At 39.7% G+C, this 15,040-nt stretch carries 15 protein-coding genes; 10 read left to right on the top strand and 5 right to left on the bottom strand.

Translation table 11 applies throughout. From position 1 onward, the window contains the following. Window positions 1-26 precede the first annotated feature (26 nt). The 4 genes from pyrF (at window position 27) to HMPREF0766_RS20025 (ending at window position 5,073) form a co-directional block, all read left to right on the top strand. A complete protein-coding gene (pyrF, locus tag HMPREF0766_RS20040; RefSeq protein ID WP_003001491.1) occupies window positions 27-860 on the top strand; it encodes an orotidine-5'-phosphate decarboxylase in 834 nt (277 codons plus the stop codon). 220 nt (window positions 861-1,080) lie between these two features. Beyond that, window positions 1,081-2,631, top strand: a complete 1,551-nt coding sequence (gene guaA, locus HMPREF0766_RS20035) for a glutamine-hydrolyzing GMP synthase (RefSeq protein WP_003001489.1) — start codon at window positions 1,081-1,083, stop codon at window positions 2,629-2,631. After that, window positions 2,588-3,874, top strand: a complete 1,287-nt coding sequence (locus tag HMPREF0766_RS20030) for an ABC transporter substrate-binding protein (RefSeq protein WP_236590451.1) — start codon at window positions 2,588-2,590, stop codon at window positions 3,872-3,874. The genes guaA and HMPREF0766_RS20030 overlap by 44 nt, the downstream gene beginning before the upstream one ends. 26 nt (window positions 3,875-3,900) lie before the next feature. Further along, entirely contained in the window at window positions 3,901-5,073 is a 1,173-nt protein-coding gene (locus tag HMPREF0766_RS20025; RefSeq protein ID WP_037461003.1) for an RsmB/NOP family class I SAM-dependent RNA methyltransferase, read from the top strand. 1 nt (window position 5,074) lies between these two features. Here HMPREF0766_RS20025 and HMPREF0766_RS20020 read toward each other — a convergent pair whose 3' ends face one another. Further along, on the bottom strand, window positions 5,075-5,548 hold the full coding sequence (locus HMPREF0766_RS20020) for a universal stress protein (protein ID WP_003001483.1): 474 nt from the start codon (window positions 5,546-5,548) through the stop codon (window positions 5,075-5,077). A gap of 159 nt (window positions 5,549-5,707) precedes the next feature. Here HMPREF0766_RS20020 and HMPREF0766_RS20015 point away from each other — a divergent pair, with 159 nt between their 5' ends. From HMPREF0766_RS20015 to HMPREF0766_RS20005, 3 genes are all read left to right on the top strand, one after another. Continuing rightward, entirely contained in the window at window positions 5,708-6,481 is a 774-nt protein-coding gene (locus HMPREF0766_RS20015; protein ID WP_003001482.1) for a C40 family peptidase, read from the top strand. A 113-nt stretch (window positions 6,482-6,594) separates the two neighbouring features. Next, window positions 6,595-7,221: a hypothetical protein gene (locus HMPREF0766_RS20010; RefSeq protein ID WP_115388611.1), complete on the top strand. Its 627-nt coding sequence runs from the start codon at window positions 6,595-6,597 to the stop codon at window positions 7,219-7,221. Window positions 7,222-7,287: 66 nt separating this feature from the next. Continuing rightward, window positions 7,288-8,337 (top strand): tetratricopeptide repeat protein, encoded by a 1,050-nt coding sequence (locus HMPREF0766_RS20005; protein WP_248676792.1) that lies wholly within the window; start codon window positions 7,288-7,290, stop codon window positions 8,335-8,337. Window positions 8,338-8,421: 84 nt separating this feature from the next. On the opposite strand, the gene HMPREF0766_RS20000 is transcribed toward HMPREF0766_RS20005, so the two are convergent. From HMPREF0766_RS20000 to gpmI, 4 genes are all read right to left on the bottom strand, one after another. After that, on the bottom strand, window positions 8,422-9,300 hold the full coding sequence (locus HMPREF0766_RS20000) for a DUF72 domain-containing protein (RefSeq protein ID WP_003001476.1): 879 nt from the start codon (window positions 9,298-9,300) through the stop codon (window positions 8,422-8,424). Window positions 9,301-9,303: 3 nt separating this feature from the next. Beyond that, entirely contained in the window at window positions 9,304-10,494 is a 1,191-nt protein-coding gene (locus HMPREF0766_RS19995) for an MFS transporter (RefSeq protein ID WP_037460958.1), read from the bottom strand. A 199-nt stretch (window positions 10,495-10,693) separates the two neighbouring features. Next, on the bottom strand, window positions 10,694-11,242 hold the full coding sequence (locus HMPREF0766_RS19990; protein ID WP_003001472.1) for a hypothetical protein: 549 nt from the start codon (window positions 11,240-11,242) through the stop codon (window positions 10,694-10,696). Window positions 11,243-11,257: 15 nt separating this feature from the next. Beyond that, window positions 11,258-12,832 carry a 2,3-bisphosphoglycerate-independent phosphoglycerate mutase gene (gene gpmI, locus HMPREF0766_RS19985; protein ID WP_052646464.1) on the bottom strand — a complete coding sequence of 525 codons (1,575 nt, stop codon included), beginning with the start codon at window positions 12,830-12,832 and terminating at the stop codon, window positions 11,258-11,260. 147 nt (window positions 12,833-12,979) lie between these two features. On the opposite strand from gpmI, the gene HMPREF0766_RS19980 reads away from it, so the two are divergent. The 3 genes from HMPREF0766_RS19980 to plsY all read left to right on the top strand — a co-directional run bounded on the left by HMPREF0766_RS19980 (window position 12,980) and on the right by plsY (window position 14,996). Then, a complete protein-coding gene (locus HMPREF0766_RS19980; RefSeq protein ID WP_003001468.1) occupies window positions 12,980-13,384 on the top strand; it encodes a DUF4783 domain-containing protein in 405 nt (134 codons plus the stop codon). A gap of 72 nt (window positions 13,385-13,456) precedes the next feature. Continuing rightward, complete coding sequence (gene nadC / locus HMPREF0766_RS19975; RefSeq protein ID WP_003001466.1) at window positions 13,457-14,314, top strand: carboxylating nicotinate-nucleotide diphosphorylase; 858 nt, start codon at window positions 13,457-13,459, stop codon at window positions 14,312-14,314. Between the two features lie 31 nt (window positions 14,315-14,345). Further along, window positions 14,346-14,996, top strand: coding sequence for a glycerol-3-phosphate 1-O-acyltransferase PlsY (gene plsY / locus HMPREF0766_RS19970; protein WP_003001465.1), 651 nt, complete (start codon window positions 14,346-14,348; stop codon window positions 14,994-14,996). Window positions 14,997-15,040 lie beyond the last annotated feature (44 nt).

The following is a 15,040-nucleotide window of genomic DNA, read 5'->3' as shown; positions in this document are numbered from 1 at the left end:
TGAATTTTTACTTTTGAATTTTTAATATGACCAGAGCAGCGCTCATTCAACAAATCAAAACAAAGCATTCATTTCTCTGTGTAGGTCTGGATACAGATCTGACCAAGATTCCCGAACATTTACTGGATAATGAAGATCCTATCTTTAGCTTTAATAAAGCAATTATTGAAGCGACAGCGGATCTTTGTGTGGCCTATAAACCTAATATCGCTTTCTACGAAAGCTATGGTATGAGGGGCTGGGAATCTCTTCGCAAGACCTGGGAAGCTTTGCCTAAAGACTGTTTCAGTATAGCGGATGCCAAGCGTGGAGATATAGGTAATACCTCTAAAATGTATGCCAGTGCATTTTTTGATCAGCAAAACTCGGGTATGAGCTTTGACTCGATTACTATTGCTCCTTATATGGGTAAAGATTCGGTCACACCATTTTTAGATTTTGAAGGTAAGTGGGCTATAGTATTGGCACTTACCTCTAATCCGGGAAGTCTGGATTTTCAGAATTTTACCAATACCTCCGGAAAACAGTTATTTGAAGAAGTCCTGGACAAGGTAAATACCTGGGGATCGGACGAGCAGATTATGTATGTAGTAGGTGCTACCCGTGGCGAAGGATTTATCAAAATACGTGAACATGCACCGGATCATTTTCTGCTTGTACCGGGTGTAGGTGCACAGGGTGGAAGTCTGGAAGATGTATGTAAATATGGTATGAATAAGGATTGTGGATTACTGGTTAACAGTACCCGTGGTATTATCTATGCGTCAAATGGAAAAGACTTTGCCGAACGAGCCAGAGAAGAGGCATTGATTCTTCAGAAAGAGATGGAGCAACAGTTGATGCTTCACGGCGTTATTTAAATTATAAAATAGTATACAGAAAGCTGCTTTAAAATCTAAGGCAGCTTTTTTGCTTTTTTCCTTTCTTAGAGAAAAATAAGCCGATTCTGCTCTCCGAATATACTGCTGATAAATTATCCGCAATAAACATCTCAGCGGTAAACAGATAATTTCAAACTACTTTTATCGTTATATTGTTTTTATAGAATCATATTTCAGTACAAATCCGTAACTTTGGCCCATGCCAGAAAAAATTATTATTCTTGATTTTGGTTCACAGTATACACAGTTGATTGCCAGACGTGTGCGTGAACTAAGTGTGTATTGCGAAATCCATCCTTTTAATCATCTTCCAGAATTTGATGAAACAGTAAAAGGTGTTATTTTTTCAGGAAGTCCGTATTCGGTACGCCAGGAAGATGCACCACAAATAGATTTTAAATCTATTCAGGACCGTTTCCCGTTATTAGGAGTGTGTTACGGAGCACAATATATCGCACAACAATCCGGAGGAGAGGTATTGCCTTCGGAAATCAGAGAGTACGGACGTGCTAATTTGCAATTTGTAGATGACGCTAATCCATTATTGGTAGGAGTACCGACCCAGTCACAGGTCTGGATGTCACATGGAGATACGATCAAAGATGTCCCGGCAAACTTTAAAATTATTGCCAGTACGGATAAAGTAAGAGTAGCAGCCTATCAGGTAGAGGGCACGCAGACTTTCGGTATTCAGTTTCACCCCGAAGTAACGCACAGCACAGATGGTCAGGTATTGCTGAAAAACTTTGTTGTTGACATTTGCGGATGCGAACAGGACTGGACTGCAGATGCTTTTGTAGAAACTACAGTTGCAGATCTTAAAAAACAATTAGGTAATGACCATGTGATCCTGGCACTCTCAGGAGGTGTAGATTCTACTGTAGCAGGTGTGTTATTGCATCAGGCAATAGGTAAAAATCTTCACTGTATATTCGTGGATCACGGATTACTGCGTAAAGACGAATACGAGCAGGTGTTGGATTCGTATAAAAATATGGGGCTGAATATCAAGGGAATCAATGCTAAAGATTTATTCTATGGCAGATTGGCTGGTATTTCAGAACCTGAACAAAAGAGAAAGATCATTGGTGCTTCATTTATAGATGTCTTTGATGAAGCTGCAAAAGAGATCCAGAAAGAATTACCAGAAGGTGTAGAGGCCAAATGGTTGGGACAAGGTACAATCTATCCTGATATTATCGAATCTATATCGGTAAAAGGCCCTTCGGCGACGATCAAATCACACCATAATGTAGGAGGTCTTCCGGACTTTATGAAGTTGAAGGTTGTAGAACCATTGAAGACTTTGTTCAAGGACGAAGTTCGTAAAGTCGGAAAAACATTGAATGTAGATCCCGCTATTCTGGGAAGACATCCTTTCCCCGGACCTGGACTAGCAATACGCATTCTGGGAGATATTACTCCGGATCGTGTACGTATCTTACAGGAAGCAGACGATATCTACATCCGTAATCTGAAAGAATCCGGATGGTACGATAAAGTATGGCAGGCAGGAACAATATTCCTTCCGGTGAAATCTGTAGGTGTAATGGGAGACGAACGTACATATGAGCATGTGGTGAGTTTGCGTGCTGTAGGTTCACTGGACGGTATGACTGCAGACTGGATTCACTTGCCATATGATCTTCTGGCAAAAATTTCTAACGAAATCATTAATCATGTTAAAGGAATCAACAGAGTTGTATATGATATCAGTTCCAAACCGCCGGCAACGATTGAGTGGGAATAATTTACTGCTGCTGGCAGCACTTTTACTGGCTGTTACATCATGTTCTCCTAAGACTACCGGCGTGCTGCGTTCACCTGATTATAAAGGTGGAAATACAGGTGCTGTAACAGAGAAAAAGGATAAAGATAAGACTACAGTAAAAGAATTGTCTCCGGCAGAGCAAAAGGCGGCAGCAAAAAGGGCTATGGTCAATCAGATAGCCCTGATCCTTCCTTTCCAGCTGACTTCTGTCAATACCAGTCTTTTGTCTGAAAATGATGTAAAGCGTTCCGCATTGGCATTAGACTTTTATCAGGGATTTCAGACCGGATTAGATGATCTGGCTAAGCAAGGAACTAATTTCACCTTAAATGTGCTGGACTCCCGGGATGATGTGGTACGCACTACAGCGATAGCTAAATCCGATGATGTGCAGTATGCATCATTAATTGTAGGTCCTATCTATCCAAAAGAGATTAAAACTTTCGGTGCAAATTCCGTAAACAGGAAAATTCTGCAGGTATCGCCGCTAGCAGCAACTATGCCTACAGAATTTAATAATCCTAATCTTGTGTCACTTACTCCGCCGATACGGGTACACATGCGGGAGATGGCAAAAGAGATTATCAGGGAATACAATACCGGAGATGTTGTCATTGTTTACAATACCGGAGATGCAGATCACAAACAGTTCCTTACAGGATTTGATACAGAAATAGCAGGAGCAAAGAAAAAACTGGATGTACGTTCGGTGACGAGTATAGACCAACTGAATCAATCGCTGACCCAGACAGGCAAAAACATTATTGTCACAGGCACCACAAGTGCAGTACAGCTTAGAGCATTATTGAGTAATCTGGATACTAAAAGCCTGGAATCACCTTACAAATTTGCCCTGTTCGGACATCCGACATGGGATAAGTTTGATTTTAAGGCATTCAGTAATGTAGATGACTATTCGATAACGATCAGTTCTTCATTTGTACTTTCTTCGTATTCATCTGCCGTGCGTAAATTTAAGACCACATATAAGGATACTTATGGAGTAGAGCCATCAGAATATTCATTTAAAGGATATGATGCCGCTCAATACTTTGGAAGACTGATTGCCAAATATGGTAAAGATTATGCCGCGCATGTAGAAAGTGAAGAATTTGACGGGCTGTCTAACTCCTTTAAATTTCAGTATAATGCTGCATGGGGGTATGTTAATAATGCAGTTGGTTTCTTAGTATACCGTAATGGTGCATTTCAATCAAAATAATAACCCTTACTATTGGGTAAATGCTAATGGAGGTCAACGAGAGACGTATAGGACAGCAAATTCGCAATTTTGAACGTGCACTGTCTTCATATCCGAATAAAGAACCGTTCTCAAGGTTTTTAACACAGTTTTTTAAAGATAATAAGCAGATGGGGTCATCCGACAGACGGATGACTTCCAGGCTGTGCTATAACTTTTTCAGGTTAGGTACAGCTGCGGCACAACTTCCGGTGACAAATCGGGTCGTGCTTGCTGAGTTTCTGTGTGAGACAGAGAGTACAGTTGTCTCTTATTACCAACCTGAATGGACGCCACGATTAGGGGATCCTGTTTCAGATAAAATTGATTTTTTGGTCAGTCTGGATTTGATAAACAAATCAGACCTTTTTCCATTCCAACAACATTTATCAGCTCCTATTGATACAGAGCTGTTCCTGCAAAGTCAACTGATACAACCGGATCTGTTTATCCGATTGAAAAGAGGATCAGAAGCGAAAGTAAAGCATATCCTTACAGAAGCAGGAGTTGCATTTGAGAATGTTCGCTCACAGACATTAGCCTTACGTAACGGAACAAATCTGCAGCAGTTGAAAGGATTATCCGGACTTTATGAAGTACAGGATCTGTCTTCCCAAAAGACGATTGATCTGATAGAAGCAAAAGATGGTGAAAGCTGGTGGGATGCCTGTGCTGCATCGGGAGGGAAGGCTCTTCTTTTTCTGGATAAATATCCATCAGTAAAATTACTGGTGTCTGATATCCGGATGAGTATACTTCGTAATCTGGACGAGCGTTTTGATTTGGCCGGAATCAAAAATTACCGTAAGAAAGTTATTGATCTGACACGTGATCCGTTAACAATATTGGATAAGGAGTTGTTTGACGGTATTATTCTGGATGCACCCTGTTCCGGTTCCGGTACATGGGGAAGAACACCGGAGATGATATCTCAATTCAGGGAATCCGCTATAGCCAGTTTCTCTGTATTGCAACGTCAGATTGCCAAGAATGTATTACGCCACCTTAAACCAGGTAAAACGCTGCTATATATCACCTGTTCTGTTTTTAAAGAAGAAAATGAAGACGTTGTCAATTTTATCTGTGAACATCTGGGGTGCGAACTGGAGGAAATGGTCACTTTGAAGGGGTACGAACAGCAGGCCGATACTATGTTTGCGGCCCGGTTACGTAAAAAATAAGCTATTCTGCTTTTCCCGGGATTACCATTACAGGACATAACGATTTGCGGATAACGCCTTCAGAAACACTACCTGAGATAAAATGATCAAATCCTGTACGGCCATTTGAGCCCATAATTATCAGGTCAGCAGCCCATTCCTGTGCTACCGAAAGAATTTCCTGTTTGACAGAACCCACCTTGTTGAACACAAAAACTTCATTCGCTTCTTCAAATTCCCGGCTTATTCTTTCCAGAAATTCCTGAGCTGATTTTTCCTGTATCTCTGTAACTTCAGGTACAATAATGGGTTGCTGTCCCAGAAGCGGATCTGCACCATAGCTGGCAGGGGTCGTGGGAGGTACTACTGTAACTAAGGCAATAGAAGTTTTTAATAATTTCGTTACTTCTTTTGCATACTCAATAGCTTTTAATGAGCAAGGACTATCGTCGATCGCTACAAGAACACGTTGGAATTTTGGATGTACTGTAGTCATAATATTTCACTTTAAAGGATTATCTTCGTAGGAATAAAACATATGAAATAAGCATTTTGTTTCATATCTATATAATTTGTTTTTTAGCAAAGAACAGGCATTGATATATGGTAGTACGATAACCGTATTTTTAGGACTGTTCTACAGAATATTCATATTATGGCTTTTGGAATCTGTAATCTTTCTATTGTACCATTAAGGGTAGAAGCTGCACATCGCAGCGAAATGGTATCACAATTATTGTTCGGAGAATGCTTTGAGGTTCTGGAAGAATCCGCAGATTGGGCATATATTAAAACTGAAACCGATAATTATGAGGGGTGGTTGCAGTTGGGGCAGTTTACATATGTCACAGCGGAGGAGTACAACTCCTGTCATTCTTCAAAACGTCTGTTGGTAGGTCCATCAGGGGCTTATGCTGTTTCAGGCTTTGTACGCATACAATTAGTACATGGTACATATGTGTATCCCGGCCAGGATAATACGATGAAGGTCGGCAAGGTTGCGTATAACATTGAGGGAGATGTGTTTGCACCGGACACAGGTTCATTTGAAACAGAAATAGCTGTTGTTTCCCGTGCCTACGAAGCTGTTCCGTATCTCTGGGGAGGACGTTCACGTGCCGGTATAGATTGTTCAGGATTCTCTCAATTGATTTACAGACATTTTAACTTAAAGTTGCCCAGAGATGCATATCAACAGGCAGAACTGGGAACTACTGTAGATTTTCTTCCGGAAATAAAAGCCGGAGATCTCGCTTATTTTGACAATGCAGAAGGGCGAATTACTCATGTAGGTATTATGTTGGATAGTGAACGTATTATCCATGCCTCTGCAAAGATCAGAATAGACAAGATGGATTCGGAAGGAATTTTTAATAAAGACTGGAATAAATATACACATCGGCTACGTATTGTAAAACGATATAATTGATAATTTTATCATCAAAATAAGTGATAATTACAATTATCACTTATTTTGATGATAGTGTGTTTGAAAATATAAATAATCGCAAGTTTCTACTAAAACTATATCATTTGACTGAAATGAATTTTAAAATTATAGTACCTTTTCTTCTTACAGGTATTTGCTTATCAGCAGGCTGCCAATCCAACAGTAATATCAAAAATACAAGTCAATCGGATACTGCTATTGCCTTAAAAGCTGATTCTACTACTGGAAAAGATACCATCACAGCTACAGTGGATGACTGTATCTTTGACAATGACATGGAAAGACTGACAAAAGATGCAGTGTCGGAATTTGATCCTGCTCTCAAAGGTGTCTGGGATACCACGACTCACCAGCTTACAGTCAATTTGCGTAATGGCGACCGTCTGCAACTGATGATTGGAGGCTGCAATCATTTTATTTATGATGCCTATCTGGAAACGGATATTCCATTTGAAAATACATCCGAATTGCTTCAAAAGATGGTCTGGATTACCTCTTCATTTTTTGGAAAAGGTTATGGAGAAGATTATCAGCGGATAGTGGATAAAAAGCAGTATCAACTGAGTAGAACCGAAATAGATGACAATAAGGATACCGTGCATTATTACGATATCACAGAACCATCTGCAGAGCCTGACAATATGATCAGAGAAGGCTTTTATCTATATGATAAAGGGCAAAAAGGTGCAGCAATACGTGTTTCGTTTTATATGAATTAAGGACTTTCTTACAAAAGTTTTGAGTATTTTTGAAGTATGGATAATCTGGATGATCAAATTTTAAGATTGAAAAAACAATTCAAACATTTAGGTCTGGATCAAAATATATCATTTCTCCTGACGGGTTTATATCTGTTTCCGCTACCTGAAAATAAAAGAGAGTACAGCATCAGCATGATTGATTCCCCGGCGATCTCTCTGGCCGTATCAGCGATCAACTGTTATACGAAAGATGATCTGGAAGGAGCGCATGGCTATTATACGAAAGGGATTGAGGAGTTTGCAGAGCAACCCTTTTTTCATGCCTGCAGAAGTTTATTGAATTCGTTGATGGGAGATGATGAGGGCGCTTTTTACGATTATCAGGTCGCTAAAAAACTTGATTTCAATTATTATTCTTTTTTTGAATGGTTGGAACAGCGTGAATTTGAACACGAACATCTCGATAATAATGATCAGTTGGCAGAGCTGAATTTACTGGTCAAAAAGGAACCTTCAAAAGTTAATCATTTGATCAACAGAGCACTGGAGAAAGTGTATTCTTTCTCTTATTGGGGCGCTCTGGATGACTATACACTTGCTATTTCATTACAACCCGAACTGGCCGAATTATATGTATATCGCGGAGCATTGCAGACCCGGCTTTTGCGCTATGACGATGCTTTATTTGATTTTGACAAAGCAATTTTATTAGCACGGGATAATTTTCAGGCGTATATATATCGGGCTAAATTATTTGTTGCAATCGGAATGAGCGAACTGGCTCTGGAAGATTTCAGGTCTGCGGAAAATCTTCAGCAAAATAATGCTGTTGTGTTTGAAGAACGTGCAACACTGTACGAAAAGACTGGAAATCTGCAATTGGCTAAACTGGATTATGACCGATGGATCAGCCTGACCCAAGATGATTTTTATCCCTATACACTACGGGCGGAATTACAAGAGAAAATGGAAGATTGGGTAGGAGCCTTGCAGGATTATGATCATGCTATACGCCTCAACCCATACTACTCTGATCTTTATCAGTACCGCGCATCAGTGAAAGAAAAGCTGGGGGATGAAGAAGGCGCCCGTATAGACCTCAGGAAATTTGAAGAATTAGAGCAGGAAAGTTAACAGAATTGCCAGTATAAAAAAATACCTGCTTGTATTTTCAAGCAGGTATTTTTGCAATATGACTATGGACTTTACAATACATTATTAAAATAATTCATTCTTTCGCGGACTGCGGATATCCAGACCAAAAGTATCATTCAATTTTTTGATGAAATGATTTGCCAGAAGAGGAGACTCCACTTCAATATTCTGATGGATAAAGAAATACAATTTCTCTAATCCGGCTTCACGCCACTTTTTGATAACCTCTATCCACTCATCCAGTCTGCTGTAATCACTGCTGTGATTAGCGCCTACATATCGGATAAAAGCTGTAGGAGTCGTCATACGCATATGCAGCATATCTCTTCTGCCTGCAGTATCGACCAATACATTGGATACATGATATTGTTGTAAGGTCTCATATAGCTTCTCACGTACTTTGGGATCTGAAAACCATTCTGCATTACGTACCTCAACAGCAAGAGGAATACCCTTCGGAAATTCACGAACAAAATCCTCCAGACGTTGAAAGTCTTTCGGTTTGAAATTATCAATCATCTGCAGAAAGACCATACCCAGTTTCTCTTCAAACAGTGCAACAGCATCTGTAAAGGCAGTTACTTTTTCACCTGTATTAAGCAATCTGCTGTAATGACTGATGGATTGCGGAATTTTCGGAAAAAATTTAAAATCTGCAGGAGTTTTTTCTTTCCATGTCTCCACCTGTTCTTTTGAAGGAGAATTGTAGAAAGTAGCATTAAGCTCAATACTATTGAACTGAGTAGAATAATAAGCCAATTCATCTTTTGTACCCCGGGGGTAGAAGCCTTTGAGATCTGTTTTATTCCATTTCGCGCAGCCAATATATACTTCAAACGGTTTGTTGTTATCTCCCTTAGCCAGTACTTCCAATGTTTCAGGAGGGGTAGGCGGAAGGGAAAAATCTATATCCTGAGGATTATTAACCTGACCAAATTTCATATTTTATACTGTTTTGTTATTAATCTTTTTATCAAATATCAGATGCGCTGCCAATGCTAATGCTGTAAAAAAAATACCAACGGCTACTACACCAGTCCATTGTTGATAATTCCAGGCCTGTGCTGCCAGATAGGTACCTGTAGATCCGCCTATAAAATAGGAGACCATGTATACCGTATTCAATCTGTTATTCGCTCCGAGATTGAGTGCAAAATAGCTGGACTGGTTCATTATATGCATAGATTGCAGACCTAAATCTACCAAAATAATTCCAATGATCAATCCCCCATAGGTATAGCCGCCAAAGTAAAAGACAATCCAGCTTACAATCATCATAATAATTGCGTACAGAATTATCTGAAAAGAAGTAAATCTACCTGTAAACCTCCCGACAAAGGCCGCGCCCAAAGCTCCGGCGGCTCCGACGAGGCCAAATGAACCTACCACAGCCGGACCATCGTGGAAAGGAGCACCTTCCATATGGAAAACAAGTGTAGTCCAGAATGCGCTGAAACCTGCAAATCCCATGGCTCCTCTGAATGCAGCTAATCTCAACACAGGTTGCGTACGTGTCAACCGGCCTAATGACTTCATCAGGTCCATATAAGATCCGGTAAAGGATGGGCTGTTTTCAGGAAGTTTAACCGCTATCAGTATGCTTAATACAACCATACAGCCTGCAGCAGCCCAATACATTTCTCTCCATCCGAAATAATCCCCAATAATTCCGCTGACCACCCTGGATAGTAAGATTCCGATCAGCAGACCGCTCATGACCATACCTATAGCCGAACTTCTTTTATCAGGACTGGCCAGCTCTGCTGCCATAGGTACAAAAATCTGGGGCACTACCGATGTAAAACCTACCATAAAACTTAACGGGAACAACCAGTCAACAGATTTAGTCATCGCCATTCCGATAAGCGAGGCAATGATAAATATAAAATCAATCAGGATAAGATTACGGCGTCTGACCATATCACCCAAAGGAACAATAAATAGAAGTCCGCAGGCATAACCAATCTGCGTTAGCATGGCAATATTGCTGATGCTGGCTTCTGATACATTAAAATCTTTAGCCATCAGCGCAAGTAAAGGTTGATTGTAATAATTATTCGCAACTACGAGACCACTTCCTATAGCCATTAACCAGAGTAGGGAAGGAGTAAGTAGGGGTTTTGTATTTATACTCATGTTCTTCTTTTTCAAATGTGTTTTTCTATTGCCGGATAGCAAGTCAGCAGATGCTGACGGTTGACCGCATAAAATTACTATTTAAAATGTCCATTTAAAGTAAAGTTAGAATAAGAATAGCCGAAGTTTTAAGACTAAAAAAGAGAGCCTCCCTGACACAGGAAGGCTCTCATATATTTTCTAAGCGAAAGATGAGAAATTAAAATTCACCTGATACATGGTAAGTATTCTCTCCCATCAGCTTGATGTGTTGCTTTTTTGAAATTACATATGCTGAATCCACCGTGTAAGTCAGATTTTCTTCCGTGCTATATAAGATATTGTTCGTGATCTTCTCAATCTGAACGGCTCTTACCTCACCCTGATGATTTTCTCTGATAATAATCTTCTGAACGGAGACACCTGGTTGTAAAGCCGTATAGATTATATCACAATCTCTGTTTTCGACTTTATATAATCCTACATTCGCTCTCTTATTAATATCTGAAGAAGTAAATGCTGAAAGTTCGTTTTCCCAATTCTTAATCTTTATGGATTTACTTTCCTCGTCACCATCCTTAGAAACTGTTTTGGATATGAGCGGATTCTCTTTTTGTAACCTTGCGGTCTCGGAACGAAAAAAACTATCCAGTGAAAAGTAATACTGCTCACTTCCGTTATTTGTTTTAGAAGCAGGCTGACTACAGCTCGTTAAGCATAAAGCACCGCATCCCATCACCATCAGTACTTTATATAAAAGATTATTCATTTCTATGCTGTACGATTAACTAACCAGTATATCACCTGACATTTCTACCGGAATCTCTACACCTAATATTTTCAATATCGTAGGAGCGATATCTCCAAGCTTGCCATCCTTTACATGTTTGTAATCCTGATCAATCAGGATACAAGGCACTAAGTTGGTGGTATGTGCTGTATTGACAGATCCGTCCTCATTGATCATAAATTCCGAATTACCATGATCTGCGATTATAATAAATGAATAGCCCAGTGTAAGTCCTTTTTCCACCACTTGTTTAGTGCAAGAGTCCACTGTCTCCACGGCTTTTACGACAGCCTCGAATACTCCGGTGTGACCGACCATATCCGGATTAGCAAAGTTGAGACAGATGAAATCAGGATGCTGTGTTTCCATATCATTTACAATAGCATCTGCAATTCCCTGAGCGCTCATTTCAGGTTGTAAATCATAAGTCGCTACTTTTGGGGAAGGAATCAACAGGCGGTGTTCACCATTAAATTCTGTCTCACGACCTCCCGAGAAAAAGAAAGTAACGTGCGGATATTTTTCTGTTTCCGCAATACGGGTCTGTGTTTTGTTATTTTTCTCCAGTACCTCTCCCAATGTTGCCGTAAGATTATCCTTTTGGAAAACTACTTTAACATTTTTGAATGTATCATCATACGAAGTCATCGTTACATAGTAAAGATCCAGCGCATGCATGTTATACTCAGGAAAATCCTTTTGCGTAAGAGCAATAGTGATTTCACGGCCACGGTCTGTTCTGAAATTATAGCAGATTACGACATCACCTGACTTGATTACAGCTTTTGGAGTTCCGTCAGCATTGGTGATCACGATAGGTTTTACAAACTCATCCGTTACCTGATTGTCATAGGACTGCTGAATAGCTTCAATAATATTATGGGTAGCTGTACCAGTACCGTTGACCAGCAGATCATACGTTTCTTTGACACGTTCCCATCTGTTATCTCTGTCCATTGCATAATAACGACCTATAGCGGATGCCAGAGTACCTGCAGAATGCGTTAAATACTCCTGAAGATCTTTTACATAGTCTATACCGGAATTAGGATCTGTATCACGTCCGTCTAAAAAGGCGTGTACAAAAACCTGGTTGCTGGTCAATCCGGCGTGTTGAGCTGCATCACACAATCCTTTCAGATGTTCGGTGTGTGCATGTACTCCACCGTCAGATAATAGACCTATAAAATGTACATTTTTACCCTTCTCTTTAGCATATTTAAATGCATCCTGTATTACAGTATGGGTATTAAACACACCTTCACGAACGGCCTTATGTATACGGCCAAGTTCCTGGTAAACCACACGTCCTGCTCCCAGGTTCATGTGTCCTACTTCAGAATTACCCATCTGTCCTTCAGGTAATCCTACAGCCTCTCCTGAAGCTTCTAATTTGGCATTAGGATATGTCTTTAATAAATAATCTAAATATGGGGTATTAGCGGCAATTACCGCATTTGAATCATCTTGTTTGCCATATCCCAGTCCGTCCAGGATTAATAGCGCTACTTTTTTTGTACTCACATACAAATATAACTTATTATATGTCTTTTTTTTAATGTAATTCATGTTTTTTGAATTTGAAATGTTAATATTGGCGATCTTAAAATTAATGGCATACTTTTGGTGCACAACAAAGTGAGAAAAGTGTCTTTGGGTTAAATTGATATTTAATTACTTAATTATTAATGTTTTTCTGTTAAATATAAACGCGTAATGAAGAAATGGATTATAGTGGCGACCATCTTTCTTTCATTCCTGAGCAGTTTTGCCAGAGGATGGAGGCAGGATATTGCGGAGAATATTTTAAGTAGTCTCCGGGCCGGTAATTCCAAGGATCTGGCTAAGAATTTTGCCAGTACAGTAAGCGTTGCTGTGAAACAGGAAGACGGTGTGTATTCCAAATTTCAGGCAGAATTGATATTAAATGAGTTCTTCAGACAAAATAAACCATCTTCTGCACGCATCATGCAAAAAATGAACTCCAATTCCTCAAATGCATACTACGTATTTTCGTTAAAGACACAACGCGAGCAATACCGTGTCTTCACCAAATTAATCGAAAATAATGATGTGCTGTACATATCAGAGATCAGGTTTGAGCCTGTTCCTGTAAAATAGATTTGTTTATTTCTTTTAGAATTTAATTTATTTCCTCATCTTCGTGCTACCTTATCGTGCGATATTATATATATGGATAAAGAATTTGTCGAAAAATTAGCTGTTTTTGTTAGGGAAGCCTTACAGGAGGATGTTGGCGATGGTGATCATACCACATTATCAACTATACCTGCGGAACAACAGGGAGAAGCCAAATTATTGGTTAAGGAAGATGGAATTCTGGCCGGTGTGGAAGTTGCCCGCAAACTCATTGAGATAGCAGACCCTGGATTAAAAATCAAAACATTACTAACTGACGGAACTGCTGTAAAGGCAGGAGATATTGCGTTCTATCTTGAAGGTGATATACATAGTATCCTTAAAGTTGAGCGTCTGGTGCTAAACGTCATGCAGCGTATGAGTGGTATCGCTACCCGCACACATGAATATGTCTCGGTACTGGAAGGAACAAAGACAAAAGTTCTGGATACCCGTAAGACGACTCCTTTGTTGCGTTTTCTTGAAAAAGAGGCGGTGAAAATAGGTGGTGGTGTAAATCATCGCTTCGGATTGTACGATATGATTCTGATCAAGGATAATCATGTCGACTATGCAGGAGGTATTACCAAAGCGCTTACTTCTGCTGAAAATTATCGTCAGCAATTAGGAAAAGAAATACAAATAGAAATCGAAGTACGTAATCTTAAGGAACTGGATGAGGTATTGGCATTCGGATCTGTTGATCGTGTAATGTTAGATAATTTTACACCACAGCAGGTAAAAGAAGCTGTAGATATTATTGACGGAAGACTGGTTACTGAGGCTTCTGGTGGAATCACTATAGATACCATACGTGCATATGCAGAAGCGGGAGTTGATTATATTTCTGTAGGTGCTCTCACCCATTCTGTGAAAAGTCTTGACCTCAGTCTTAAAGCTAAACTTATTTAATTATATTAGGACTATCTATTAAAAGAAAGTAATGATTTCAATTTACCTGTTAGGTATCGTAATATTGGCATATTTGTTTGGATCCATACCTACAGCAGTGTGGTTGGGACAAGCATTTTATGGTGTGGATGTGAGAGAATACGGGAGTGGAAATGCCGGAGCGACCAATACCTTTCGTGTATTGGGACCAAAAGCAGGTAGTGCTGTCATGTTTATCGATATTCTTAAAGGCTGGACGGCTACCAATTTGCCGCATTTGTTAGATCCTACTATCGTAGGTATGCCGGAAGCTCCTCAATTTGTCAACTTTCAACTGGCTTTAGGAGTGATTGCGGTCCTGGGGCATTTGTTTCCAATTTTTGCGGGTTTCAGAGGTGGAAAAGGGGTTGCCACTTTATTTGGAATGGTATTGGCCATTCATTTGCCTGCCGCTTTATGTTGTGTGAGTATATTTATTCTTACTTTACTGATCACACACTATGTATCGTTAAGTTCTATACTTGCAGGCTTTACATTTCCTTTTAGTATTGCCTTTATCTTTCATACGTCAGTTCCTTCTGTTTTATTGTATGGAATAGCTATTTGTGCACTTATTCTGATTACCCATCAGAAAAATATAGAACGACTTCTCAAAGGACATGAATCCAAGATTTATTTGTTCAGGAAAAAAAACAAGACTTGATTTTAGGCACAAGAATTGAGAAGTATTTTTGTAAACAAACACGC

This window comes from Sphingobacterium spiritivorum ATCC 33861, from assembly GCF_000143765.1.
Taxonomy (GTDB): Bacteria; Bacteroidota; Bacteroidia; order Sphingobacteriales; family Sphingobacteriaceae; genus Sphingobacterium; species Sphingobacterium spiritivorum.
Note: the sequence above shows the minus strand (reverse complement) of the source record. Positions and strands in the feature narration are given on the sequence as shown.

Bases quoted from the DNA above. Each gene is read 5' to 3' on its own strand.
- pyrF (WP_003001491.1), top strand. From the start codon at position 27: ATGACCAGAGCAGCGCTCATTCAACAAATCAAAACAAAGCATTCATTT.
- guaA (WP_003001489.1), top strand. From the start codon at position 1,081: ATGCCAGAAAAAATTATTATTCTTGATTTTGGTTCACAGTATACACAG.
- HMPREF0766_RS20030 (WP_236590451.1), top strand. From the start codon at position 2,588: ATGATATCAGTTCCAAACCGCCGGCAACGATTGAGTGGGAATAATTTA.
- HMPREF0766_RS20025 (WP_037461003.1), top strand. From the start codon at position 3,901: ATGGAGGTCAACGAGAGACGTATAGGACAGCAAATTCGCAATTTTGAA.
- HMPREF0766_RS20020 (WP_003001483.1), bottom strand. From the start codon at position 5,548: ATGACTACAGTACATCCAAAATTCCAACGTGTTCTTGTAGCGATCGAC.
- HMPREF0766_RS20015 (WP_003001482.1), top strand. From the start codon at position 5,708: ATGGCTTTTGGAATCTGTAATCTTTCTATTGTACCATTAAGGGTAGAA.
- HMPREF0766_RS20010 (WP_115388611.1), top strand. From the start codon at position 6,595: ATGAATTTTAAAATTATAGTACCTTTTCTTCTTACAGGTATTTGCTTA.
- HMPREF0766_RS20000 (WP_003001476.1), bottom strand. From the start codon at position 9,300: ATGAAATTTGGTCAGGTTAATAATCCTCAGGATATAGATTTTTCCCTT.
- HMPREF0766_RS19995 (WP_037460958.1), bottom strand. From the start codon at position 10,494: ATGAGTATAAATACAAAACCCCTACTTACTCCTTCCCTACTCTGGTTA.
- HMPREF0766_RS19990 (WP_003001472.1), bottom strand. From the start codon at position 11,242: ATGAATAATCTTTTATATAAAGTACTGATGGTGATGGGATGCGGTGCT.
- gpmI (WP_052646464.1), bottom strand. From the start codon at position 12,832: ATGAATTACATTAAAAAAAAGACATATAATAAGTTATATTTGTATGTG.
- HMPREF0766_RS19980 (WP_003001468.1), top strand. From the start codon at position 12,980: ATGAAGAAATGGATTATAGTGGCGACCATCTTTCTTTCATTCCTGAGC.
- nadC (WP_003001466.1), top strand. From the start codon at position 13,457: ATGGATAAAGAATTTGTCGAAAAATTAGCTGTTTTTGTTAGGGAAGCC.
- plsY (WP_003001465.1), top strand. From the start codon at position 14,346: ATGATTTCAATTTACCTGTTAGGTATCGTAATATTGGCATATTTGTTT.